This window comes from Bacteroides sp. 3_1_13, from assembly GCF_001185845.1.
Taxonomy (GTDB): domain Bacteria; phylum Bacteroidota; class Bacteroidia; order Bacteroidales; family Bacteroidaceae; genus Bacteroides; species Bacteroides xylanisolvens.
On the sequence record NZ_KQ236955.1, the window covers coordinates 403,836 to 428,056 of the forward strand.

Sequence of the window (24,221 nt, forward strand, 5' to 3'; positions counted from 1 at the left end):
TTATTACTTTTCTATCTATCACATTATTATATCAGAACGAGTTAAAACTCTTTAGCTATTATACAAGAAGGCACGTGCTTGATTATACTGATAATCCATCTCCTGCAATTTCTTACGCAAATGTGCATAAGAAGACAAGATCACACGTTTCCATTCTTTTTCATCAGGATCAAATTCATCATTGAGTTCTTTTCTCCAAAAACCCTCACGCTGGTAAGCATACTTTATCATATCTTGGGCAGACATATTTTCGCCCGAAAAGCCTAAACGTTCAGGAGCAGAAGAACCATGTTCACCACAGAGACGAAAGAATTCTTCAGCGACGTCATCAACAAGTTCTATTTTACGACAATATATCTTATTCAATAATTCGTATTCATTATGTTCATGAACCAACGCTGAAAAGATATCTGCTATACGTTGTTCTATGCGATTCAAAAGCTGCCGTTCTATTTGTCCGCCATCAGACGCTCTTTCTTCATGTATGACATGTACTAGATTTTGATAAATGCTCTCGAGCTTGATAAGTTTAGCACGCCCTCCAAAATGATTATGAAGTACTGTCATGAACTCATGTGCACCACTTTCGGTATAAAGTAGTTTCTTTGCCCCCAAAAGATTCGCATCAGGCTCGGTTTGTATATAGCGAACTATCAAATCAATGGCATACAAATCTAGTTTCATTAATAACTCTTTACGCTGCATCATATTAATGGAAACTTCATAATCCGGATCTACAAAATCTGCTGCCGACATCATCAGACAGGGCAATAAATCTTTATCTTTGACAGCTAACTCTCGTACTAATCCAAACTCTTCCTCTGTCATGGTAGAAGCCCGCATAAACAGTAAAGATGAAATAGGATAAATATTAAACAGAGTTTTACGCAACATGGGATTATTTGCCAAAGTATTAGCTGCCATACGTTGCCCTATTTGTAATGCCGTCCAGCTATGCTCTGCATCTTCCATCCATAAAATGTCTATTTTGGAAAGAATCCCGATTGCATTAAGTGGATTGAAATTCCCTCCCCGATTGAAATCCTGAACAACCTTAAGAGTATTTTCCGCCACAGAATTAGTAAACAACATAATCACCGCATCAGGACGGACATGCTTTAAGAAGTCGAGTGTATTTTGAGAATCCTGCCCACGAACAGCATCCAACCCGGGAGTATCTATGATATTTATCTCACGTAATATTTCAGCATCGTCAAACGTTTCAATGTAACTTACATTATTCAGTAATTCCTTCCGCCCGTCACTTTCTATTGTCCATCGGAGGAATTCCTCCGGTTTTCTATAAGAATCCGGAGAACCATCTTTATGATGAATAATAATATCAGATTCCGGTGCTCCATATTTCAGCCAACCAACATTATAAGTCACCTCCATTTGTCCCGTTGCCATCACTCCATCTTTTCCTAAAATCGCATTTACAAGAGTAGACTTGGATGAACTGATCTTACCAATAATTGCCAATTGCATAGGTTCATGCAGTTTTTTTATGGAACGTTCCAGCGTTTCATGTAAAATAGGTAACGACCCGGACGGAATGGTCTTAAACAACTCATTCAGTTCTATTTCTATAGCATTTATATTATAACCTTCTTCCATAAATCACTAACAAATAGTCTCATTTGGATCCTGACGCAGTTTTTCTTCCTTATTTTCATGTGCCTGAAACGGATTAGAAAGGATTAGATCAATCATGTGTTTTTGAGTGACTAAAGGATTCATCAGCCGTTCCAGTTCCATTTTACGAGATAAAATCGTTTTTTGATTTTGTGAAAGTTTATTCAAATCAGCCATTAATGTTTGTAGGGTTGTTTGCACTTCCTGCACACGTTGTGACACTACCTTAATCCAAACCTGCTGAAATTCAGTAAAACGACTTTCAACAAAAGTACGCAACTGTTGCATAGCCACAGTTATTTGAGGTTGGTATTGCTCTCGCAATTCCGCTACTTTAGATGCACGGACCGTATCAGAGTGGCTCTTTGCAGCGATGCCCAGCCCCACGGCAATAGGGATAAAAAGAGGAAGGCCGAATCCAAAAACACCAGCTAAGGAGCCCACAACCAAATTAGTTGCAAAACCAGCACCCATACCAGGAACAAGAGACATCAAACGTCTGTGAATAGGTACCTCATTTTCTGCATTTACTTCCATTATTGAGTAAGAAAAATCTTTCACTTGATATTTCAACATTCCCTGAAATTCTTCTATTCGAGATATGCGATCGAAAGCATGTCGAAGTTCTAACACTATTTCGGCACCAAGTGATTCCAACGCCAAGTTCAACTGTTGTCCAATCCACTTACCACCGTTCTCTTTAGTCGCCTGCTCGCTCTGCAATAGTTTATTTAATCCATTGGAAGAGAATAGTATACTTTGCTCATTCAAATGATTGATTACTTCTTCACGAACTTCTGTAATTTTCTGTTGAATTTTAATCCGGAATTCAGATGACGGATTATTCAAGTCATATAACTGTTTTTGAATAATTGTTTCCTTTTGCTTAAGCTCCGTCAGAACTTTCGGATCCGGCATTTTTATCTGGGTTAGCTGAATCTTTATCGGCTCAATGACTTGCTCTAGTAAATCTGAAAAGTCATCACGAATATTCCTTATTATATCTTCTTTATAAGCAATCATCAGACGCTGAAGCTCCGAATCAATCAAACTAAAATGTGATTTCTCGTACATCTTCTCCACATGAGTTTGATTAAATGCCTGTTTAAACTTTGAAGACACTGCTATCACATTCGGCTCTTTAGAAGTGGAAGCATGATTCTGAATCTTTTGCACAGTATCTTGTTGTACTTCAACAACCTGCTCCGGAGTTTTCAAATCACATTTATTGATAATAATCGCACTATGTTTAGCATAACGGGTTACCTTCTGATTGTAAAAATCAAGTTCTGTAGTTGTCAAAGGTTCATTGACGTCTGTCATAAAAAGAGTTATATCCGCTTGTGGCAAAAAATAAGTCGTCAAGAAAGCATGTCGTGGGTCCAATCCTCCAACCCCTGGAGTATCAATCAAAACCAGTCCATTTTTCAGGCATTCCAATGGAAGTTCTATTTCCAAATAAAGTGTATTTTGTACTTGTTCAGCACGTCCCACAGTATACTTTTGAATGTCAGCATAAGGAATTTCCGCCTTTTGAACATGAGACAAGTCACCAAAATATCGTATTACCCGTTCTGCATCTCCATATCGAATGATAGAGACCACCGAAGTACATATATCTTGGTCTACGGGACAAATATTACGCCCAATCAACGCATTTACAAAGGAAGATTTGCCCCGTTTAAACTCCCCGCAAATAAGAACTTTTACTTCTGTATTCTGAATCTGCCTGATCCGTTCTTGAATCTTGGCAAGTGAATCTTTTCTATTTAGTCGCTCCAAAATTGGAGTAACAGCGGTAATTACACCAGTTATTTTTCTTATATCTTCTTCAACCATAATTCATAAATTTCAACTATTTATTATACTGTCGGCCCTCCATATTCATTATAAAAATGATCCCCTTTCGTACAAAGCAGAACAATATTATAGATTGGTATCAATATGTACCAACCGCTTACTCCGACATCATGCATCCGTCTCACTGCGACAGCCAAGGATGGAATAAGTACAGCCAAAGAATAAATAGTTCCGACAAATGGTATAATCGAAAGAAAAATATTAACTAAAAAGAAAGACCAATATTCTTTTCTACTGGCCCGTCCCTCAAATATCGCATATTTCTTCATAGCATATGCATAATATTCAAATACATCTTTTTCCTTGGATACACTTGATTGAATACTATGGCCGCAATAACGACAAAAATGCGCGTCTCCTGGATTTTCTATTCCACATTTAATACATTTCATTATTCATTTACATTTACTCCAACTACATAAATCAATCATCATAGGGAAAATAAGGAGCCGAACTGTCATATTCATCACCCGCATCATTGCTATCCAAGCAAAACAAATATAACAAATACAGAGAACCTATAATTGGAACTAGGCCTGCGAGAAGCATCCATCCTGATTTTCCGACATCGTGTAATCTTCTCACCGCTACAGCCACACTAGGCACAATAACAAGAATTACATATATCACAGACAATATACCCGCCGAAACCAATGCCAATATTAAGGTCACTAAAAAATTGAAAAGAACAAAATTCCAATACTCTTTCCGGCTTGCACGCCCCTCAAAATTTCCATAATTCTTCCAAACATGAAAATACCAATTGTAATCTACATTATTATCCATAAATCGTAATATTAGAATTAAACATTTATATAATAACTTATTAAAAGCCCACAAATAGGTAATAATTAACCCTCTACAGCATTTCACTAGTTAAAAAATTAGTTATCAACAGAAAAACAGATTACCTATATATAAGGTAATTATCAGTTCTTCTTTTTAATATAAGAGACGATAACTCTAAAATTCTATCAGTTCATCTTTCTCATTTATCACTCTCCTAAATCGTCAAAATTAAAGTAGTAATCATCAATACAATATTTATATTCGTATGTTGGATGATTATGATTATAAAAAACATTGGCTTTAACTTCCAATTCTTTCTCATCATCTGTTTTTCCTTGTGATCGATAGACAGCTATATAAGAATTGTCTTTACAGTATATATCATAATAGAATATTGTTTGGATAGATGTCCATTCCAATAAATATTTATCATATCGCAAACATACAGGTTGAATTGTAGCCACAAAACGGCCATGGTCAGGAGTACATGATATTGACACCAATACCACAATTACTACTAACATAGATTTTAATGTTCTTCTTATAGTATTCATTCTTCTAAGATTTTAAATTCTAAACACACTGCCACCTTTCTCAAATATACTATGACGATTTTAATTGTTCATAAATAGCTATGGCAACTATTATTGAAATGATAACAGCTATAGTTATGTTAACTCCTGAAGATGCAAACTTATTAAAGACCACCCATCCTGCTCCAATACAGAAAACAAGTATCAAAACAATACCCCATCCTGGAATTTTTTCATTCATACTCATATACAATTCAATTTTTAAATACCATTCAGCGAAATATAAACGCAAAAAGCGCAGACCCAATCGTCATCCGTCCCCAGGTATCGCCAAACACCCACTGCACAAATGAACAAATTTGTCTACGCTTCGTTATATTATAAGAAGAGTCATACCACCCAACTTTTATCCACGCAAGATAAAAGAGAGATGTTTAGATATTCAGGTTATAATAATAGAAGTTACAGACCGTTTGACTTCATTCTGGCAGTTCTTTCAATTGGCGATTTCAGGGAACCGGAACTAGCTTACGCTCGATAACTAATATTTCATTTAAACACAGATAAGTCTCTTTAGACTTATCATCATTCGCAAAGATAATGCGAAAAAAGAATTATGCAAATAAATTCTTCATTTATCTGATAAAATAAGAAAGCAGCACGATAATCAGTATTAGCTTTTAACAGATACAAATATCATGCTGCTAAAATGTTGTCCTTGTGCAGTCCTTTCATTGGCGATTTCAGAGACCAGGACAAACATATTTTCCATATTCTAGTTCACTGCATCATCTTTACAAGTCTCAAATATAACGAATAATATAGCAGGGAAAAATTACAAAAGTCCCAATCATGCCTAAACAACCCAAAAGCGGTACTATTGATTCGAAAAACATGTCTATCATGACATTTTTTATTTTGCAAATTATAACAACAAAAAGATAGCATTCGTTACAAATATATTATTTACATCTTTCATCTTTCACCTTAAGTCATAAAACATCCTATTTATCGCACTTTCAAACCATTGACAGTTCTTTTTCAATCTATCACCCAATCTTTCATCTTTCACCACCTATCACATCAAAGAAACAGCTATTTCTTTCCTGAACTATTAATAGATAAGTTCCTTTTCATTAAATATAAACTTCCTTTTCATTAATAGAAAACTTATTCCTCACCTGATTCAAACTATAAATGCAAGTTCCGTTTTTATAAATGAAACTTGCGTTTATAAAAACGGAACTTGCATTTATATAATCAAAGCTTTCATTTATAGATTGCAAACAGCCAAAAGAAACTTCTCTATTAGACGAAAAAAACTTTGCATAGGAAAGAAAGGAAGTTTTCTATTAATAGCCAATGCAAGAGATAGTACATAAGAAGAGTCCAATAAAGAGTAGATTATATATTTGGAGAGTCCAATAATAAAACATACCTTTACTCGCCTTTTAAATAAAGAGACATAAACAAAAACACATCTATCATGAAACTTACTTTGATGCGGGACAACGGAGAAACGACAACCATGCGAACGTTGGACATAAACATACAAATAGAAACGATGAAGCATGAAACGAAAGCCCAGCCAGTCAGCAACCTACGCACGAGCATCCGTTACGCATCACCGGACAGCAAACTGGACGACGTCAAGAAATTGGTCAAAGTTGTCCCAGCTGCCACTTTTCGCAAAACAGTCAACGGTATACAGATGACCGGATATAACGGCATTATACAAATAGAAGTGAATCATCTCGCCAACCGGATGGAAGTAAACCGGGTGAAGCAGGAAGCGGCCGAACTTTCACATACATTCGCAGCCTTTATGGGTTCCGGAGGACATTCCGTAAAAATATGGATACGATTCACACGTCCCGATAAGTCACTTCCTCAAAAACGGGAAGAAGCGGAAATATTTCAGGCAAATGCCTACAGAAAAGCGGTCAGCCTATACCAGCCCGCCCTTTCCTATGCTATCGAACTGAAGAATCCTGCTCTGGAACAGTTCTGCCGACAGACTTATGACCCGGAACTTTATTACAACCCTGAATCTACCGTGATTTATATGCGGCAGCCATTGGAAATGCCTTCGGAAACAACTTACAAGGAAGCTGTGCAAGCAGAAGCATCTCCATTCAAACGGTTGATTCCGGGATATGACAGTTTCGACACATTATCCGCTCTCTTCGAAGCTGCTTTAAACAAGGCATATCAATCACTAAGCGAATTACAGCCAAGGATCCATATTCATTCCGATGAAGACCTGAAGCCTTTGCTGGTTCAGGTAGCGAAGAACTGTTTTCAGGCAGGAATACCGGAAGAAGAGACGATCCGTTGGTCCACCGCCCATTTCTATACAAAGAATAAAGAATTCCTGATCCGGCAAACCATACAGAATGTATATACGTGCGAAAAAGGTTTCGGAAAGAAATCTCCCTTATCAGCAGAACAGGAACTGGAATTTCGGACGGAAGAATTCATGCAGCGCCGATATGAATTTCGCTACAATACGATGACGACAGTTACGGAATACCGCGAACGAAACACGTTTTGTTTCTGTTTCCGTCCCATCAGTAACCGCATACGGAACAGCATCGCAATGAACGCACGCCTGGAAGGGCTTAACCTATGGGACAGAGACGTCGTCCGGTATCTGGACTCCGACCGTATCCCTATTTTCAATCCTATTGAAGATTTCCTTTTCAGGCTGGACATCCATTGGGACGGACGTGACCGGATTCGGGAACTGGCAACCCGGGTTCCTTGCAACAATACCCACTGGCCTGACTTGTTTTACCGCTGGTTTCTGAATATGGTTGCCCACTGGCGTCAGACAGACCGGAAGTACGCCAATTGTACTGTACCGTTACTGGTCGGTCCGCAGGCATACCGAAAATCCACCTTTTGCCGAAGTCTGCTTCCACCTGAATTACAGGCTTATTATACCGACCGCATTGATTTCAGCAATAAGCGGGATGCCGAACTTTCTCTAAATAGATTCGCACTCATCAATATGGATGAATTTGATCAGAACCGAGTGAGCCAGCAGGCATTTCTGAAACATATTCTTCAAAAACCGGTTGTCAACGTCCGGCGTCCGCATGGCACCGCTACTCAAGAGATGCGCCGATACGCATCTTTCATTGGGACAAGCAATCACAAGGACCTACTGACTGATACTTCCGGCAGCCGACGCTACATCGTCATTAACGTGACCGGTCCCATCGACTGCTCCCCCATTGATTATGAGCAGCTTTATGCACAAGCCATGCACGACTTATATAGAGGAGAGCGATATTGGTTCAACACGGAAGATGAAAATGTCATGACGGAGAATAATCAGGAATTTCAAGTCATGCCGGTTGCCGAACAGTTGTTTCACGAATATTTCCGAGGGGCAAAAGAAGGAGAAGAATGCGAGCAACTCCTTGCCATTGAAATACTGCAACAACTACAACATGACAGCAAGATTCATGTATCTATCTGCAGTATTGTCCAGTTCGGAAGAATATTACAAAAGAACAAAATACCTTCTTTGCATACGAAACGCGGTAATTTCTACAAAGTAATACGAATCAAGCCGGGAAGAGGATAAGTTTGCAATAAAAAATATCCAGTGAAAGATGACAGATCAGTGACAGATCATTTTACATCTATCACCAACGTACAACTACCATAGACAGGGAGTTTCAGCAGAAGGTGAAAGATTGAAAGATAAAAGCATAAAGAAAAGCTTTAGTGGAGGGAGTATAGATATAAGACGAAACATCGCCTAACAAATTTTCGTTCTACTCAAATTGAAAAAATAGACTCATTTAAATGGAGCCTGCATTCAACTTTAGTAGAACGAAAATGATCATGTAGATTAAATAAATTATTAATGAAAGAACCGAAAATTAAGTATAGCGTCATAACAGATTATCTTTTACGATTCTCCGTTTGACAGGTTTAGATTAAACGAATAGTACTTATTTTGCTTTTTTCTTTTTCTTCGCGTTATCCTTCTTACGCATATCCTGGTATTTCTTATATTGTTCATCGGTCAGAATGCTTTTTATTTTAGCATCTATTTCCTGCCTTTTCTTTTGCATTTCTTCCCGCGTAGGTCTTTCATTCGATTTATTTTTCGCAGGTCTCATTTCTTCCATTGCAGCTTTGAAATCTTTGGCCTGCTTTTCATTCAAACCCAGATCGGTAACAATCTGTTCCATACGTTTCTCTCTATCAGCCTTTCCATTCTGACGATTTTGAGCCATACATACAGTTGAGCCAATCAATAACGCAACTGCCAAACTTAAAATTTGCTTTCTCATCATTTTAATTCTCATATTAAATAAGTTATGTATGTTAGACCTCACAAATGGGTGAAAGTTAATTCGATAATGAGGCCAAAAACTGTTTTTTCACATTATTTATCAAAGGGCAGCTAGTATCACATCGAAAAACGAATAAACGTTTTCTTATCCGGTAAAAAAACAGCAATATCCAGTTTATCGGTTTAGAAATATTATTTCTATATTTGCAGGAAACAGATCAAAAGCTTGACATAACCCTTATGCAAACCTATTACAAAACCGATTAATAATTAAAACGATGAGAACACTTTTCTTTATTCTGCCATTTATCTTTATCACTACAGGATGTATTAAACAGAATACAGAAAAAAGTGATATTTTGACAAAAGAGGATATAGCCAAATTTGACAGTTTATTTAATGCCTGGGAAAAAGAAATACACAACAATCCCAAAGTACAATTAAGTTCAAGTACCCGTGCTTACACCATTTTACCCCAATTCAAAGAGCTAAAAGCTATGGGTAAGAAAATTATCCCATGTATCATAGAACAGTTTGAAAAGGACAATAACACTTTTTTTGCTTTACCTCTTTATGACGAATTACAAGATAATGACAGCCTAAAATCTCACAGAGAAACAAGCGAACAAGATAAAGTGAGCGAGATTGTGCAGAAATTCAGAGAACAGGAAAAAAGAAAGATGTGGGAAGAAGCTAATAGCTACAAGACGTCTATAACCGACACTACTTTCCTGAAGACAAGAGGGACGATGTCGTATGCTGCAATAGATTTATTCACGGGACGAGGTTTCAATAAAGATTACGCATTTAATCAGGTTGTCTATTTGAAAGCCTTACAAAGAGCCCAGAAACATCTGTCTGTCGTAAATGGTCAGTTGGCATGCGACTTAAAGTCAGGTACAGAAATATATATTTCCGAAGATTTATACCTATTTATCACCGACCTTTTTAAGGATTGGAATACGTGGCTGGAATCGGGAAAATATGAGATAATAAAAGACGAACAAGGGCTTTATACAGTGTTACCTAAGAAAACCAACCAATCATCGCAAACGAACTCCGTCACATTGCGACCTATTCCCCGTGACATTCCGACTGGAGAGGACATAAGTCCCGCTTCGCTTTCTATAGAAACAGAACACGATCATTATCCGCTATCAACTACAGAAGTAAAAATAACCATCACCAACCACTCTCACTATGAATATGAGTGCGAATTTCGGTATGACCAACGAGTTACGAGGAGTAGAAAAGAAAAGCGGAGAAAGTATTTCTACTTTCTCCGCTTCAGTACCCAGACCCGGTACAAGCCATAGAAATCATAGGAAAACAAAAGAATTCATCTTCCTTATTATCAACTACTTGTAAATTTCCTATTTTCTCCATTTTTGCCATATTTTGCCCATTTTCTGTTATTCAGTACACTTTTAGTACACTTTGAAATATTATTTTCTTTTGTACCTTTGCAATATCAGAAAACAAAAGAAAATCAACTATTTAGCGTAATCACCCGGTTATGGCACTTAAATCGGGATAAAACCTCTAAACAATGGCAAAGTTAGAAAATAAAACGAAAGAAAACCCCAAGTTAGAGCAGAATAAGCTCTCGGATGGTAGAATTAGCCTTTACTTAGAGTATTATTTAGGTAGAGAGGAAAAGCCCGTATTAGATGAAAACGGCAATCAAGTGTACTATGATAGTGGAAAGATGCAAGGCAAGCCCAAGTTTGCAGTAAAGCATAACAGGCGAAAAGAAAATCTTAGCTTGTATCTGATAGACAAGCCTCGCACCCCTGCCGAACGACAGCAGAACAAGGAAACTTTGGAACTTGCCACAAAGATACGTGCGGAGCGTGAGCAGGAATTTAAGGAAAGTATGTTGGGCTATCGGTTGAAAAAAGATAGAACGGTCAATTTCTTAGACTATTTCCAAGCCTATATCAACAGTTATACCAAGAAAGATATTCGCATGTTACAAATTGCGCTTAGCCGTTTTAAGGACTTCTTAAAAGAGCAATACCCCATGAATGAGTTTAGTATCAAACCGGAACTTATTACCAAAGAAATGATGGAGCAGTTTGTAGCCTATTTGCAATCCCGAAGTGTGGGTGAGGGAGCTAAAAGCATTTACCAGCGTTTCAAGAAAGTTATTCGATATGCGATTGACCACGATGTAATGTTGAAAGACCCATGTAAAAGTGTTACCTGCAAAGTGGATAGCCAAATGCTTCGGAAAGATGTTCTTTCTCCCGAAGAAATACAAAAGCTGGCGGCTTGCCATTATGACAACGAGAACCCGAATGTCAGACGGGCTTTTATCTTCTGCCTATACTGCGGTTTACGCTTCTGTGATGTAAAAGACCTGACCTATAAGAATGTGGATTACGCTAATCGGTTATTGAAGTTTGAGCAAAGCAAAACAAAGGGACATTCAGCCAGTAGTGGTGTAGTTATTCCTCTGAATGACGGTCTATTGTCTATCATTGGTGAAGCCCCGGCAGATAAAAACTGTTTGATATTCGATTTACCTACTTACGAAAGTTGCTGTAAATCAGTAAAGCGTTGGGTAAAGAGAGCTGGGATAGACAAACATATAAGCTGGCATTGTGCTCGGCATTCGTTTGCCGTGAACATTTTGAACAATGGGGCAAATATCAAAACCGTAGCCAGCCTTTTAGGGCATAGCGGATTGAAACATACAGAAAAATACACCCGTGCGGTGGATAAATTAAAAGAGGAAGCAATAAACAGCTTGCCCGAACTAAAGTTTTAACCATAAAAGACTTATCTTTGTAACTATGAACTTTGAAGCATTAGTAAAACATATCAGCACGATACAGAACACGTTGCAGGCACAAGCCGCACACGCTGTAAACCTTGCCCTTACTTCCCGTAACTGGCTTATGGGGTGCTATATCGTGGAATTTGAGCAGAACGGAGAAGACCGTGCCGCATACGGTGAACAACTGTTGAAGAAGCTGGAGCAACGACTGAAAACAAAAGGTCTGAATGAACGTAGATTCAGGGAATTTAGACGGCTGTACCTTGTTTATCCACAGCTAAAAGAGTCTGTCACACAATATATTGCATCACAAATACAAATTCGGCAGTCATTGACCGCCGAATTCACTGAACCAATTCGGCGGTTGGTGACCGCCGAATCTGAAAATGGCGTTTGGAAGCTATCAACAGAATACCCACAAACCGAAACATGGATGATTCCAGCTGATAGATTATTCAACAGATTATCTTCCACCCATTTAAATACTATATCGGGAATTGAGAACCCGGTAAAACGTGCTTTCTATGAAATGGAAACTATCCGTGGCTGCTGGTCTGTAAAAGAGTTAGAGCGGCAAATCGCATCTTTATATTACGAACGTAGCGGACTATCCAAAAACAAAGAAGCCCTCTCCGCTTTAGTCCAGCAACAAGCAACCTTATTGCAACCCAAAGATATTATCAACACCCCTGTTACTTTAGAGTTCTTAGGATTGAATGAACGTGCATTAGTGACGGAAAACGATTTGGAACAATCCATTCTTGATAACCTGCAACACTTCTTGTTGGAGATGGGACATGGTTTCTGCTTTGAAGCCCGGCAAAAACGTATCTTGATTGATGAAGATTATTTCTTTGCCGACCTCGTATTCTATCACCGCATTTTGAAGTGCCATATCATTGTGGAATTAAAGATAGACAAATTTCGCCATGAGTATGCTTCGCAACTAAATATGTATCTGAACTATTTCAAAGCGGAAGTAATGCAGCCGGATGATAATCCGCCTATCGGTATTCTGCTTTGTACTGAAAAGGGTGATACATTAGTGAGGTATGCCACTGCTGGATTAGACCCGAATATCTTTGTACAGAAATACATGATAGAGCTTCCAACCGAAGAAGAAATACAGGAATTTATTTCTTGTCAGAACTATTAAAAAGAATATCCACATATGATACAAGCTTATTTTTCAAATATAAGAAACATAATTCTTAATGAAATACACAACTCTAAAAGAGATATATCAATAGCCGTTGCATGGTTTACTCAACGAGATTTATTTAACGCTATAATTGGAGCTATAGATAGAGGTGTAAATGTTTCGCTTATCCTCATTAATGATATTATCAATCGCAATGAATATGGTCTTGATTTTTCATTATATCTTCAAAAGGGGGGTAAATTATGTTTTGTTGATAGCAAAAAAGTTCTAATGCACAACAAGTTCTGTTTGTTCGATGGTCATCTTTTAATAACAGGATCGTATAATTGGACATATGCAGCAGAACAAAGAAATGCAGAAAATATAATAACCACGGATGAATTAAATGTATGTAATGATTACACAAATTACTTTACTAGTCTTTGGAATGGGCTAACAGAAGTAACTGAATATTCTCGCATACGTTTATCAGATATAGTGGAAGATAATTTTCTTCAAGAATATGACGACATTATCGAAGAGTATAAAAGCATGGAAAATAGCAATCTTATTTCACCAGAAACTTTAAAGACCGTTTATGATTTAAAAAATAATATTGCTATAACTAAATTAGCAACAGTCGTATCACAAGACAAACGCCATAACCCAACATTAAAATTGAACGTAGGAATGAGGTGTCGCATTAATAATATTGATAATAGGACATTAAACATTATAAAACAAGGTCAAACTTTACCGTTTACAAATACAGTTGATACTTGTACTGTAGTAGACAATCAAGAATGTATTGTTTGCGATATTTTATTTGGCAATAATGATAATGCAGACAACAATAAACCGTTATTAAAGATTCGATTAGAGAACTTACCAAAACTGAAAGCTGGTCAAGTAAAACTCAAGACCAAAGTTACGATAGATACCAATGGGTATATGCATGTCGAATTCGTTTGTATCAATACAGGAATAGCAAAAGAAGCAGTATATAACTTCCCTGACATAATCAATTATTAAAGTTATAAGGGAATAATAACTTCAATGTTATTTTTGAAAGACCATGCATTAGTGACGGGAAACAACTTGGAACAATCTATTTTTGAGGGGAATGTGTCAAAACTGACACATTCCCCTCAAACGACTAAGCATAGCATACACTTTATCATCAAAAGTACACTGGCAAAAAGAAAAGCAGAAGTCAGTTTCTCTTCGTAAGCATATATATCACTGTCAATAGAAATAGGTTTAGTCCATTTTGGATATATAGACAAAGGTATGGACTAAATGTACTGCCAAGCCAGCTATCCAAACATTCAATCCTATGCAAATTGAAACATTTCCTTCATGGTCTGTGGTAGAAAAAAGGAATCATAAATATGAATTTGCAGAAAAAATTGAGCCTTCTTGCTCTATCATATATATTGAGAATCCTAACTTCAATAAAGAGCAATCTCAAAAGTATGCCATAGAAATATTGCAAGATTTTATCCAAAACAAGCTTAAATATACATCCAAGAATGAAATGTCAACCACTACTTGATAAATATAAAATTATAAGAGTGTTTTTAAAAATTCCAGAAACGTTCATCTTGCTGATCCATATCCAAACCATCATTATAATACCTCCAATCGTATGAATCTGCCGAATCATCGGACATACTCTCTCTTACTTCTTCATAATGTTCATCCTCCCAAAGATATTTAAAATCTTCATAATATGGATACCAAAAACGATTAATATCATTGTCATTATGAGGTATGTGCTTCCAATACTGTGCAATCAATATTTTATGTTCCTCACTTAACTCAATAGTTCTCCAACCATCAAATGATTCAAAAATTGGATATAACAATTCATACAACTGAGACCCAGTTACTTTTACCATATCCTCTTGACAAATAGCATCTTCGTAGAACTTCAATAGACAGCATTGGCATTGATATATATCATCTTCTTCGTCATATTTAATAATTTTAAATCCTATAGCTATATTATTATATGGATTAGTAATCAAGTTAAATTGTGGCTTCAGCAATTCTTTTGCAACATTTCTTATACCAACTAAGCCACTTTCATTTTGAATAAAAAACAACTCACTATTTATTGATTTTATATCTATATATGTTGGAGCAATAACCATTCGCTCATTGCAAAAAACAATTCCTTTCAATCGCACTATTGAACCATCAGTCTTTACAAATTCTTTACTTGTACCATACACTACAGCGGTGTCATTTATAGAAGAAGCCGAACAGACACTAATTCCCTTTATTATCTTATCATCTTCACTATATCTTTTTCCTTTGCACAATTTAGGAGATTCCCCTATAAGCAGGCCTTCACCCACAGGTAAATTGTTACATAGAAAATCAAATTCATATTCTATTTCTTCACGAGTTTCATTTATTAAATGTCTAGAAATAAATGATATCAAATCTTTATCTACAATGACAGAACACATTTTATCACAATTTAATTCTTTTACTAATTCGTCACCATATTCAATTTCAGTGTTTCCCCAATAAGTTGTTTTCCAATAAGATTTAACAACTATTCCAAAATTAAGAATAAAATAATTAGTTCCGATTTGACAGTTATTAAATCCACCTATAATCATAGTACCTTCTAAATCGTATAAATCATATGTTCCATAATATCTATCCACGAACTCATCACCACATTTATATTCATCATCTCCAGCTATAAAATACTTATTAATATGATGGATAGCATGATACTTTACGGGAATTATCTCTTTACCTTGCCAATTGCAGCATCCCCATACTCCATTCCACGTACAATCAGGTTCAGCTTCTTCTATAGCTCCAAAATTTACATAAACATAGTCCCAATTTCCACTTCGTACTATTTTAGAATATATTGTAGGGATGATTTCCCGTCCATCAAAATCCACCAACCCCTTACGGTGATTATCAGCATCCTCTACAAGTATAGTCCTTCTACACAACATATCATTAGAAACTTCTCTTGGAAACTCTAATATTGGAATAGGATTACTATATTTTATCCGAAAAAACTCCTTTCCTGATGAATCAATGACTCCCCATCTATTACCCAATAAAACATCATACTTATTTCCATTAGCTTCCGCTCTTTTCTCAAATTTATCATAAACAAAAGGAATAATATCCCAACCTTCTGAATTCACCACACCATATTTTCCTTCATGCCTACAAAGCAATCTGCCATTCTCCAAAAGAACAATTGGCACCTCAGACCAAATGTCATAATTATCACAATCATAATCATCTACCACTATATACTCATTTTCATCCATCTTGGCTGAGTAGAAATTCATATTATCAACATCCTTAAATAGATGATTATATTCTAATGCGTCATGACATTCAACAAACAAAGGCTTATCCATAGCTATTTTCATTTTATCTCTACACAAAAGTAACAAAGAGTTTGCAATTAAGCTCATCAATCCATTAAAATCCTCCTAAAAGCACTCTATTTATTTAATATGCCAATTTAATAAGCTGTTAGACTACGATAAAAGAGCCAAAACAATGAGTATCATTTGCTCTGGCTCTCTATTCTTTATGGATTTCCTAACTTATCCGCTTTTTTTCTTAGCTGCTCAGCTCGTTCATTCAAAAGCCTTGCCCTTTCCAGTGTTTCCGCTTGCTTCCTACTACGATATTCAAAACCAATCACTGAATCAGTCAGGATTTTGATAAAAGCGTTATCACGTTCCCTGCTGAAATTCATCTCCAGCAAATTGATGTCGCTTCCCTCTGCCTTTCCTTTCGTCAGGAGATAACGGTATTTTATATCATTATCCTGTAGCTCCTGCATACGTTCTGCAAAACGGATATTCAATGTCAACGATACAAGGCAAACGATTATTCCTGCCAAAAGAAGAAAGAACTTGGGTTGCAGGTAGGAAGTTATCCGATTGAGGATTCTATCCTGCCAAGAAGCAGGCTTTGTTTCTTCATCTTTCCGTGTATCGTAAGCAGCCAGTGCATCCATCAAAGATTTCAGGCAAGCATAAGAAGCCGTCACATATTTTTTGACGTATTCAAGGGATTGCCGTTGTTCCTGTTCCCCTTTCCTCATGGCAGCAAGCTGGGTTGAAATGGCTTGCAGTTCGTTTTCGGGAATAGCCGGATTATTCCGCAATTCCAAAAGACACTGTTCTATTGCATCAAATCGCTTCATCGTTTCTTCCCGACTGACTGGCATTATTTGCTGCTCCTGCTTTTCTTTCAGTTCTGTAACCATAGAGAGAAGCCCCTCCAAAATCAAATTATTCTCCATACGCTTATAACTTTAGGTGTTTTTTCTTCTTTTTCTTCTTCTTTCTCAAAAAGGAATCATCGGGCATTTCATCAGCCGGGACTGACAAACCGGAAAACAAACCGCCTAAACCTGTGATAAATGAATTATCCGCCTTGCCGGACATGGCTATTGGTTCCCAAATGGATTCGCCAAACGTCTGCCTGTTGCTTCCGGCAGTAGTTAGTCCTGCGTCCCCAAAACATTTATCCAGTTTGGAGAAACTAAAACTGCGGTCAATCTCCGAACCCTTGAACGTGTATTCACCTTTGGAAAAGGAAATGCCCTGCACTTCATCCGTCTGACCTTTGTATTTGAAATGAATACCGATACCTTTCTCCGCCAGTTGCCGTTGTAACTGTTGCCAGTTCTTGGATTTACCGATTCCATTCTTTACAGCCGTGTAAATCTCGTATTTCGATTTGTCCGGCTCTCGCAAACGGTGCTGCTTCACCTGTTCTTTTCCTTTGGCAAAGTAAAGCCCATGTTTGGTTTTCAATTTCTTGCAAACCTGCTCATTCCGGTACATATCGTTTTTGTCGGATATGGTCTTGCCATCATTGTCTATCCGGTTGAATACGATATGTACGTGCGGATGTTCCCGGTCTTGATGGCGCACGATGATGTACTGCGTATCGGTGATTTTCATTTCACGCATATACTCCTGTGCAAGCTGTATCATTTTCTCGTCCGTCAGTTTGGGCGCATCCACTGCCGAATAGCTTAACGCAATGTGTCCGACTGGCTTTTTCAAGCCGGGATTCATTTCGGTTTGCATACAGAAGCTGCGTATGATGTCCCGGTTACTTTCCACTAACACCCCCTCCGCATGAAGCAAGACTGCCTGTTCCTTACCCAGCACATAGTCTACACAGCCCTTAAATCCGCTTCCCTTTTTTATTTTTCCAATCATCTGATAGTTGATTTATGATTTCAACAATTTTATCTTTTAGCCTTACCAGTTCCACCGCCACTAGTGCGAATCCTCCGGCATTGGCACGGTGCGCCAGTTGGTTGATGTTGTTGGCTTCCCCTGCCAGTTTGCGGATAGTATCGGCATCCTGTCTGTTCAGCCGGGGCATTATCTCTGCCGAAACGACCGCCTGCCGGACGTACTCGCTGACGGGCAGACCGGATTCTCCAGCTCGTTTCTTGATGGCGTAATATTGAAGTTCGGTCAGCTTCGTACTGACTACACGTTTCTGCTTGTCTATCCGGCTCTTTGCCGGACGACCTCCTGATTTATTTCTTATCTCTGTCATATATTCTTTCTTGTTAGGTATATCTTAAAAATTGCGACCAACGGGAGAAATTTTCTTTGCTGTCAGGCAAAGAAAGGTAGTTTCGGTCTACCGAAACATAACCTTGCTACCCAAAATCATACCGCTTGCTATTGGTACGCCGTTTAAACTTCACTTGTCTAAATTCCCATGCCTTTCTTCCGCTTAGGAACTACGAGGTGTTCGATTTTCCGCCTCATATTGTGCTGTCGGGCATCCTGCTTTTTCTGCCGTTCACCACACAGATACTCGTTCAAATCATTGTAGCCCTTATACAAGAAAGATGAATCTCTGACACGATAAGAATATTCGTTCCGTATCGCATTGGTTGCTTTCCACCCGGCATCATCATTGTCGAGCATACAATGGATGTGCTCATAACCACTCAGCGCATCAATGGCTTTATTGACTTTGGATGTCGAGTTGAGTATGAGATAATCCTGCCCGTCAAGGCAAGGCATATTGGGCGATTTCTCCATTCGTATGGTAAGGAATGAAAGATAATCCATAAAACCCTCGAATACGAAGCAGGTATCTTTTGATTCTCCTTGTTGCCGTATATGGGTGATGTCCTTAGGGGCAATGCACCCCTTGAAAAACGAATTGCGCACCTCATACCCTCCAGCCACGTTTGGAAAGCCAATAGCAAAGAAAGGTTTGCCATTGTTGGTGAAATGGAGTTCCTTACATTCTATTTTTGCCAGTGCAACGTTGATTTCACGTCCCTGCAAATAGCGAAGCAATGCCGGATGGGAAAGCTCACAAACTTCCAAATGCTGGAAACTCGGCTCTGACCGTTGCTTGCGAAAAGAAAAATTAACTGGGCGAATATGTGGCGACTGGCTGGCAATCTTCTCCAGCAGATACGGTAAAGAATCGATTGAATAAAGTTCTTTTGCCAACGAAAGAATATTACCACCTTTGCCCAGTCCAAAATCAAACCACAAATTGAGGTCGGTATTCACCTTGAAAGATGGCTCTTTCTCTGCTCTGAATGGTGATTTGTACCAAAGGCTGTTGCCTTGTTGCTTAATGGGGTTATACCCCAAACTATGCAGATAGTCCGATATGGGTATCTGCTTGGCTGTATCTATATTCATACTTATACAGAATTAAGTTGGTGAAAAAATAGATGGATTGATGATATTACGCATAAACATCTGATTATATGGCGAGTACCGTTCATCAAATTCTCATCAGAATCCGGCTGCTGAAAGAAATACTCTTTTCTCTTTTCATCAGCACCTATATCCGAGTGAGAAAATGATGAATACATATACCGTTTATTACCAGCATATTGCATCAATCATTCATCAATTCATCAGAATGGGTTAGCATTTCTCTTGTCACAGTATAATAACGCCCTATACCCTTGCTTTCGGAATAGCGTTCAGGGGCGTTGTAATTCCCCTCATATCTCGCATAAGTCAGGCTATTGGATGCAGGTTTAAGTTTCCATATCTCCTGTAGCACTTTGCGGATTTGGATAGTATCTACTCTGACACGGGCATACTCCAACAAGAAAATCAAGTCTTTCGGGATGAAAGAAACGCTATCCACTCCCATAGAATCCATAATATCCAACAGAATGTCCGTTAGTTCCACCTCCATACGGCAACGGTTGCTACGGATAATGTGTTGCAAGGCTGCTGTGCGGATTTGTTGCGGAGAGAACCACATTCTGCCGTATTGCTCCGTAGAGAGTTTCCGGTGCAATAAGAAGTGCAGGAAATGCGGAATCTCTGCTTTCAGCTTCGGCAGGATATTCGGGTCGTCAGTCTGCAAAGCAGGAACTTGCCGTACCCAATAACGTATTTCTCCCGAATCAATGATGACAGGCAGGTGTTCATTGTTGGACGAAAGTATAAACTTGGCAAAGAAAGCGACTTCATAACGGTCTTTCCCTTTGGCTTCTATCTTGTAGGACAAAGCTGTACTCAAGTTTTTCAACCGTTCTGAATCTTCCCTGCGGTCTAACAGCACTTCATCCACCGCTATTATCAGTTTTCCTGCCCAGTCTGAATTGAATTGGCTACGGAAATCCTCATTCGTGTTGAAAGTCACGTTCCCTTGAAAGAGTGCTTTCAGGAAGTTTAGAAAGGTACTCTTTCCCGTATTGCGTTCCTGCGATGTCAGTAGCAGGATAGGCAACTTCTGTACGGGTTGTGTATAGAGCAATTGCACATAGTCAAGTCCCAGCTCATATTGTTTCCCGAATATGTGCTTGAAAAGGGACAGGACAAGCGGACACTCTCCCGGCATGGGAGTGTGTCCTATCGGTTCATACAGGTTCAGAAACTTATCAATCACCGATTGGTAGTTGATATGGTTAGGAACAGTGCAAAATCCATCGTACTTCGGGATTTCGGAAAGTTTGTCATTCCCATAATCCTGCCTGAAAGTTTCCACATTCCACACTACACGCCGTTCTATGAACTCGCCGTTGATGGACGGCTGGCGCACCATCTTGTACAAGGTGGTGCCCACACGTGCAAACTGCTTGATGTCTGATACTCCTTTCTCTGCCATACACTAACGCTTTAGGCTTTTGTTGGCAAGGATATACCGCTGCGCTTCCTGCTCAATCTGCATTTGCGTTTTGATAGGATTCTGACGTAGCCATGCTTCCAAGTCCGCTTTCTCAAAATAGAGCATCTTCCCCTGCGGCTTATAGTGGGGTATCAAGTTGCCCGAAGTTAGTTTGTACAGGTAACTCTTGGAAAGGTTTAGAAACTTGCTCGCTTCATCAAAGCTAAGCACATTCTTGGTCAAAAACAACATCTGTTCGAGTTCTTCCACTCGCATCTCTAATGTTTTATCCATATTGTCTTTAGGATTAAGTGAAACAATATGAAGGTGCGCACCCTCGTTTTCTTTTCGTTAACGAGGGCAAAATTAGAGCTAATAAAATGGACGGACGTTGACCTTTGTCTGACCTCTCAACCTATGCTCAACCTTTCTTTAGTTCTTTGATGTATTTGTCAATGATTTCATGACCTTTCGGCTCAATGTATTTGACGTTATCATTGGCTGTGGATAAGTCTGTACGTGTCAGTGACTTATTCTTTGTCTTACCAAAGACCAATTGTTTTTTGGCGATAACCGACTGCCATTCATAGGTGATATAGTCATAAGCACTCAGCTTCATCATCAGATAAGCAAGCAGACGGTTATTATTGGACTTCAAAACCCCATCCAGTTTGCAAGCAAAGAAGTTTTTCAGGATAGTAGTAGTGACAGAGGTAGTGAATACCCGTGCTTCATTCACGCAATTGGTAAGGATGGCTATTTCTTTAGAAGTAAAATTAGATTGGAATGGATTGGATTTGCCGAGAACTTTAACAGACTTAGGATGTTCTTCTTTGGGTTCTTGGAGAGCTTCTGCCGGAATCTTTTCAACAGGTGGCAGCAGTTTTTCTTCCTGCGCTTGCAGATATTTCAAATACTTAGAAGATACAATGAACCGGACAATAACAGAAAGATAAGGCAAGCTATCGTCATAGGCGGTTGGCGTCTGCAAGTACTCTTCCATATCGAACTTAACACATTCAAAAGCCAAATATGTTTTGCGCTCTTGGGAAGTCAGGTCTTCAAAGAAACTGCTTTCCCATAAGAAATCATGAAGCTCCATATCCGTATGGATAGAACGCAAAGCGCAATAAGTCTGCCGTAATCTCACAACATCCTCGGCAATACGAAATATTTCCTGCCGCAAGTAATCTTTCAACTGCGATTCATTCAGGTATTCCTTTTTCAAGGAAAACGCATCAACCATTGTTTTATAATCATGCTGAATGCAAGCATCAACAATCTTCTGTATCTCACGGAACTGTATTTCACGGCTATCTTCCATAACAATATTCTCTTTTGGGTGTAATTCACTTGCAAAGATAATGGCAGGAAGTACTTTTGAAAGAAAGAAAAAGCCGGGAAAAAGAAGAAACGCCAAGAGAACGAGTTAATAAAATATAAATGTAAGCCACACAAAACAAGCAAAGTACACCTTATTTTTATTTTCGCCAGCCAGTACACTTTTAGTACACTACATAAAAGAAGAAAACCCTAATAATCAGGTGATTATCAGGGTTTCTAAGTACCCAGACCCGGGGTCGAACCGGGATGGAAGTGAATCCACTGGTGTTTGAGACCAGCGCGTCTACCGATTCCGCCATCTGGGCGCATACTTGATTTCTCAATTGCGGTGCAAAGATACGACATTATTTTGATTCCACAATAGTTTGGCAAAAAAAAGGAGAAAAAAATAATAAAACATATCTTAAACACTTCTCTATTCAGAGAATAAACCGTACATTAGCAGAAACTTTAAAATAGAGTCACTATCATGACAAACCAGGATAATTATTGCGTGATTATGGGTGGCGGCATTGGAAGCCGCTTCTGGCCGTTTAGCCGCAAAACATTGCCCAAACAATTCTTAGATTTCTTCGGAACGGGCCGTTCACTTTTACAACAGACTTTCGACCGGTTCCAAAAGGTTATCCCAACAGAAAATATTTTCATCGTTACCAATGCAATGTATGCGGACTTAGTGAAGGAACAATTGCCCGAAGTGAACGAAGAACAGATTCTGCTGGAACCCGCAAGACGAAATACCGCTCCGTGTATAGCATGGGCCGCTTACCACATCCGGGCACTGAACCCGAACGCCAATATCGTAGTCGCTCCTTCAGACCATTTAATTTTAAAAGAGGATGAGTTTCTTGCCGCTATCGAAAAAGGACTTGATTTTGTTTCACGCTCGGAAAAGCTACTGACATTAGGTATTAAACCCAATCGCCCGGAAACAGGGTATGGATATATACAAATAGACGAACCCGCAGGAGAAAACTTCTATAAAGTAAAAACATTCACTGAAAAACCGGAACTGGAATTAGCTAAAGTATTTGTAGAGAGCGGAGAATTTTATTGGAATTCCGGCCTATTTATGTGGAATGTAAATACAATCATCAAAGCAAGTGAAGATTTACTACCTGAATTAGCTTCCAAACTGGCACCGGGAAAAGATATTTATGCCACCGACAAGGAGAAAGCATTCATCGAAGAAAACTTCCCAGCATGTCCTAATGTATCCATCGACTTCGGCATTATGGAGAAAGCGGATAATGTGTATGTATCATTAGGAGATTTTGGCTGGTCCGATCTTGGAACTTGGGGATCACTTTATGATTTATCGGAAAGAGACCCGGAAGGCAATGTTACGCTGAAGTGCCATTCACTTATATATAACAGTAAAGATAATATGGTAGTACTTCCGAAAGGCAAACTGGCCGTTATCGATGGACTGGAAGGATTTCTGATAGCCGAATCGGACAACGTTCTTTTGATTTGCCGCAAAGATGAAGAACATGCCATCCGTAAATATGTAAACGATGCCCAAATGCAACTGGGCGATGATTTCATTTAATAACACGCAACCGGACGCCGGAGACAAAACCGGATAAGATCATACAAATAGTGAACGGTGAACAAACTGCATAATTGATTGCAGAGAGTTCACCGTTCACTGTTTATAATCAAAAAACTTTGTGTGTCTTTAAATAA

At 38.5% G+C, this 24,221-nt stretch carries 22 protein-coding genes, 1 tRNA gene and 1 pseudogene; 8 read left to right on the plus strand and 16 right to left on the minus strand.

Going from position 1 to position 24,221, the window contains the following annotated elements:
* Nucleotides 1-51: 51 nt before the first annotated feature.
* The 6 genes from HMPREF9009_RS01635 to HMPREF9009_RS25625 all read right to left on the minus strand — a co-directional run bounded on the left by HMPREF9009_RS01635 (nucleotide 52) and on the right by HMPREF9009_RS25625 (nucleotide 5,064).
* On the minus strand, nucleotides 52-1,617 hold the full coding sequence (locus tag HMPREF9009_RS01635; protein ID WP_049701260.1) for a dynamin family protein: 1,566 nt from the start codon (nucleotides 1,615-1,617) through the stop codon (nucleotides 52-54).
* Nucleotides 1,618-1,623: 6 nt separating this feature from the next.
* Complete coding sequence (locus HMPREF9009_RS01640) at nucleotides 1,624-3,474, minus strand: dynamin family protein (RefSeq protein WP_049701261.1); 1,851 nt, start codon at nucleotides 3,472-3,474, stop codon at nucleotides 1,624-1,626.
* A 23-nt stretch (nucleotides 3,475-3,497) separates the two neighbouring features.
* Nucleotides 3,498-3,887, minus strand: a complete 390-nt coding sequence (locus tag HMPREF9009_RS01645) for a DUF805 domain-containing protein (RefSeq protein ID WP_008023117.1) — start codon at nucleotides 3,885-3,887, stop codon at nucleotides 3,498-3,500.
* Between the two features lie 31 nt (nucleotides 3,888-3,918).
* Nucleotides 3,919-4,281 carry a DUF805 domain-containing protein gene (locus HMPREF9009_RS01650; RefSeq protein WP_049701262.1) on the minus strand — a complete coding sequence of 121 codons (363 nt, stop codon included), beginning with the start codon at nucleotides 4,279-4,281 and terminating at the stop codon, nucleotides 3,919-3,921.
* A 209-nt stretch (nucleotides 4,282-4,490) separates the two neighbouring features.
* Nucleotides 4,491-4,838: a hypothetical protein gene (locus HMPREF9009_RS01655; RefSeq protein WP_133304333.1), complete on the minus strand. Its 348-nt coding sequence runs from the start codon at nucleotides 4,836-4,838 to the stop codon at nucleotides 4,491-4,493.
* A 49-nt stretch (nucleotides 4,839-4,887) separates the two neighbouring features.
* Entirely contained in the window at nucleotides 4,888-5,064 is a 177-nt protein-coding gene (locus tag HMPREF9009_RS25625; RefSeq protein WP_153882610.1) for a hypothetical protein, read from the minus strand.
* Nucleotides 5,065-6,303: 1,239 nt separating this feature from the next.
* Here HMPREF9009_RS25625 and HMPREF9009_RS01660 point away from each other — a divergent pair.
* Entirely contained in the window at nucleotides 6,304-8,412 is a 2,109-nt protein-coding gene (locus HMPREF9009_RS01660; protein ID WP_004323779.1) for a BT4734/BF3469 family protein, read from the plus strand.
* 373 nt (nucleotides 8,413-8,785) lie between these two features.
* Here HMPREF9009_RS01660 and HMPREF9009_RS01665 read toward each other — a convergent pair whose 3' ends face one another.
* On the minus strand, nucleotides 8,786-9,130 hold the full coding sequence (locus HMPREF9009_RS01665) for a hypothetical protein (protein ID WP_049701263.1): 345 nt from the start codon (nucleotides 9,128-9,130) through the stop codon (nucleotides 8,786-8,788).
* A 280-nt stretch (nucleotides 9,131-9,410) separates the two neighbouring features.
* Here HMPREF9009_RS01665 and HMPREF9009_RS01670 point away from each other — a divergent pair.
* The 6 genes and pseudogenes from HMPREF9009_RS01670 to HMPREF9009_RS01690 all read left to right on the plus strand — a co-directional run.
* Nucleotides 9,411-10,358, plus strand: a pseudogene (locus HMPREF9009_RS01670) (hypothetical protein); the annotation flags it as partial.
* Between the two features lie 323 nt (nucleotides 10,359-10,681).
* Nucleotides 10,682-11,905, plus strand: coding sequence for a site-specific integrase (locus HMPREF9009_RS01675; protein WP_049701264.1), 1,224 nt, complete (start codon nucleotides 10,682-10,684; stop codon nucleotides 11,903-11,905).
* Between the two features lie 25 nt (nucleotides 11,906-11,930).
* Complete coding sequence (locus HMPREF9009_RS01680) at nucleotides 11,931-13,070, plus strand: PDDEXK nuclease domain-containing protein (RefSeq protein WP_049701265.1); 1,140 nt, start codon at nucleotides 11,931-11,933, stop codon at nucleotides 13,068-13,070.
* Nucleotides 13,071-13,085: 15 nt separating this feature from the next.
* The gene (locus tag HMPREF9009_RS01685) at nucleotides 13,086-14,087 is read left to right on the plus strand and encodes a phospholipase D-like domain-containing protein (protein ID WP_049701266.1); all 1,002 of its coding nucleotides are present in this window, start codon (nucleotides 13,086-13,088) and stop codon (nucleotides 14,085-14,087) included.
* 24 nt (nucleotides 14,088-14,111) lie between these two features.
* The gene (locus tag HMPREF9009_RS25635) at nucleotides 14,112-14,285 is read left to right on the plus strand and encodes a hypothetical protein (protein WP_153882608.1); all 174 of its coding nucleotides are present in this window, start codon (nucleotides 14,112-14,114) and stop codon (nucleotides 14,283-14,285) included.
* 106 nt (nucleotides 14,286-14,391) lie between these two features.
* Entirely contained in the window at nucleotides 14,392-14,610 is a 219-nt protein-coding gene (locus HMPREF9009_RS01690; RefSeq protein ID WP_049701267.1) for a hypothetical protein, read from the plus strand.
* 25 nt (nucleotides 14,611-14,635) lie between these two features.
* Here HMPREF9009_RS01690 and HMPREF9009_RS01695 read toward each other — a convergent pair whose 3' ends face one another.
* The 9 genes from HMPREF9009_RS01695 to HMPREF9009_RS01735 all read right to left on the minus strand — a co-directional run bounded on the left by HMPREF9009_RS01695 (nucleotide 14,636) and on the right by HMPREF9009_RS01735 (nucleotide 22,837).
* The gene (locus HMPREF9009_RS01695) at nucleotides 14,636-16,462 is read right to left on the minus strand and encodes a WG repeat-containing protein (protein WP_049702198.1); all 1,827 of its coding nucleotides are present in this window, start codon (nucleotides 16,460-16,462) and stop codon (nucleotides 14,636-14,638) included.
* A gap of 176 nt (nucleotides 16,463-16,638) precedes the next feature.
* The gene (locus tag HMPREF9009_RS01700) at nucleotides 16,639-17,361 is read right to left on the minus strand and encodes a hypothetical protein (RefSeq protein ID WP_049701268.1); all 723 of its coding nucleotides are present in this window, start codon (nucleotides 17,359-17,361) and stop codon (nucleotides 16,639-16,641) included.
* A gap of 4 nt (nucleotides 17,362-17,365) precedes the next feature.
* Entirely contained in the window at nucleotides 17,366-18,292 is a 927-nt protein-coding gene (locus HMPREF9009_RS01705) for a relaxase/mobilization nuclease domain-containing protein (protein ID WP_049701269.1), read from the minus strand.
* Nucleotides 18,258-18,641 carry a MobC family plasmid mobilization relaxosome protein gene (locus tag HMPREF9009_RS01710; RefSeq protein ID WP_049701270.1) on the minus strand — a complete coding sequence of 128 codons (384 nt, stop codon included), beginning with the start codon at nucleotides 18,639-18,641 and terminating at the stop codon, nucleotides 18,258-18,260. Before HMPREF9009_RS01710 ends, HMPREF9009_RS01705 begins: the two co-directional genes overlap by 35 nt.
* Nucleotides 18,642-18,799: 158 nt before the next feature.
* Nucleotides 18,800-19,759 (minus strand): toprim domain-containing protein, encoded by a 960-nt coding sequence (locus HMPREF9009_RS01715; protein ID WP_049701271.1) that lies wholly within the window; start codon nucleotides 19,757-19,759, stop codon nucleotides 18,800-18,802.
* 202 nt (nucleotides 19,760-19,961) lie between these two features.
* Nucleotides 19,962-21,188 (minus strand): primase-helicase family protein, encoded by a 1,227-nt coding sequence (locus HMPREF9009_RS01720; protein ID WP_049701272.1) that lies wholly within the window; start codon nucleotides 21,186-21,188, stop codon nucleotides 19,962-19,964.
* A 3-nt stretch (nucleotides 21,189-21,191) separates the two neighbouring features.
* Complete coding sequence (locus HMPREF9009_RS01725) at nucleotides 21,192-21,482, minus strand: helix-turn-helix domain-containing protein (RefSeq protein WP_049701273.1); 291 nt, start codon at nucleotides 21,480-21,482, stop codon at nucleotides 21,192-21,194.
* A 127-nt stretch (nucleotides 21,483-21,609) separates the two neighbouring features.
* Entirely contained in the window at nucleotides 21,610-22,512 is a 903-nt protein-coding gene (locus HMPREF9009_RS01730) for a hypothetical protein (RefSeq protein WP_049701274.1), read from the minus strand.
* A gap of 241 nt (nucleotides 22,513-22,753) precedes the next feature.
* A tRNA-Leu gene (locus HMPREF9009_RS01735) sits at nucleotides 22,754-22,837 on the minus strand.
* Nucleotides 22,838-23,001: 164 nt separating this feature from the next.
* Here HMPREF9009_RS01735 and HMPREF9009_RS01740 point away from each other — a divergent pair.
* The gene (locus HMPREF9009_RS01740) at nucleotides 23,002-24,084 is read left to right on the plus strand and encodes a mannose-1-phosphate guanylyltransferase (RefSeq protein WP_004310696.1); all 1,083 of its coding nucleotides are present in this window, start codon (nucleotides 23,002-23,004) and stop codon (nucleotides 24,082-24,084) included.
* Nucleotides 24,085-24,221: the final 137 nt, after the last annotated feature.

What these genes read in the sequence shown, in the direction of transcription:
- HMPREF9009_RS01640 (WP_049701261.1), bottom strand. Translation starts at nt 3,474, where the DNA reads ATGGTTGAAGAAGATATAAGAAAAATAACTGGTGTAATTACCGCTGTT.
- HMPREF9009_RS01715 (WP_049701271.1), bottom strand. Translation starts at nt 19,759, where the DNA reads ATGAATATAGATACAGCCAAGCAGATACCCATATCGGACTATCTGCAT.
- HMPREF9009_RS25625 (WP_153882610.1), bottom strand. Translation starts at nt 5,064, where the DNA reads ATGAGTATGAATGAAAAAATTCCAGGATGGGGTATTGTTTTGATACTT.
- HMPREF9009_RS01655 (WP_133304333.1), bottom strand. Translation starts at nt 4,838, where the DNA reads ATGAATACTATAAGAAGAACATTAAAATCTATGTTAGTAGTAATTGTG.
- HMPREF9009_RS01635 (WP_049701260.1), bottom strand. Translation starts at nt 1,617, where the DNA reads ATGGAAGAAGGTTATAATATAAATGCTATAGAAATAGAACTGAATGAG.
- HMPREF9009_RS01675 (WP_049701264.1), top strand. Translation starts at nt 10,682, where the DNA reads ATGGCAAAGTTAGAAAATAAAACGAAAGAAAACCCCAAGTTAGAGCAG.
- HMPREF9009_RS01690 (WP_049701267.1), top strand. Translation starts at nt 14,392, where the DNA reads ATGCAAATTGAAACATTTCCTTCATGGTCTGTGGTAGAAAAAAGGAAT.
- HMPREF9009_RS25635 (WP_153882608.1), top strand. Translation starts at nt 14,112, where the DNA reads ATGTTATTTTTGAAAGACCATGCATTAGTGACGGGAAACAACTTGGAA.
- HMPREF9009_RS01650 (WP_049701262.1), bottom strand. Translation starts at nt 4,281, where the DNA reads ATGGATAATAATGTAGATTACAATTGGTATTTTCATGTTTGGAAGAAT.
- HMPREF9009_RS01685 (WP_049701266.1), top strand. Translation starts at nt 13,086, where the DNA reads ATGATACAAGCTTATTTTTCAAATATAAGAAACATAATTCTTAATGAA.
- HMPREF9009_RS01730 (WP_049701274.1), bottom strand. Translation starts at nt 22,512, where the DNA reads ATGGAAGATAGCCGTGAAATACAGTTCCGTGAGATACAGAAGATTGTT.
- HMPREF9009_RS01660 (WP_004323779.1), top strand. Translation starts at nt 6,304, where the DNA reads ATGAAACTTACTTTGATGCGGGACAACGGAGAAACGACAACCATGCGA.
- HMPREF9009_RS01710 (WP_049701270.1), bottom strand. Translation starts at nt 18,641, where the DNA reads ATGACAGAGATAAGAAATAAATCAGGAGGTCGTCCGGCAAAGAGCCGG.
- HMPREF9009_RS01665 (WP_049701263.1), bottom strand. Translation starts at nt 9,130, where the DNA reads ATGAGAAAGCAAATTTTAAGTTTGGCAGTTGCGTTATTGATTGGCTCA.
- HMPREF9009_RS01700 (WP_049701268.1), bottom strand. Translation starts at nt 17,361, where the DNA reads ATGGAGAATAATTTGATTTTGGAGGGGCTTCTCTCTATGGTTACAGAA.
- HMPREF9009_RS01725 (WP_049701273.1), bottom strand. Translation starts at nt 21,482, where the DNA reads ATGGATAAAACATTAGAGATGCGAGTGGAAGAACTCGAACAGATGTTG.
- HMPREF9009_RS01695 (WP_049702198.1), bottom strand. Translation starts at nt 16,462, where the DNA reads ATGGATAAGCCTTTGTTTGTTGAATGTCATGACGCATTAGAATATAAT.
- HMPREF9009_RS01740 (WP_004310696.1), top strand. Translation starts at nt 23,002, where the DNA reads ATGACAAACCAGGATAATTATTGCGTGATTATGGGTGGCGGCATTGGA.
- HMPREF9009_RS01720 (WP_049701272.1), bottom strand. Translation starts at nt 21,188, where the DNA reads ATGGCAGAGAAAGGAGTATCAGACATCAAGCAGTTTGCACGTGTGGGC.
- HMPREF9009_RS01680 (WP_049701265.1), top strand. Translation starts at nt 11,931, where the DNA reads ATGAACTTTGAAGCATTAGTAAAACATATCAGCACGATACAGAACACG.
- HMPREF9009_RS01705 (WP_049701269.1), bottom strand. Translation starts at nt 18,292, where the DNA reads ATGATTGGAAAAATAAAAAAGGGAAGCGGATTTAAGGGCTGTGTAGAC.
- HMPREF9009_RS01645 (WP_008023117.1), bottom strand. Translation starts at nt 3,887, where the DNA reads ATGAAATGTATTAAATGTGGAATAGAAAATCCAGGAGACGCGCATTTT.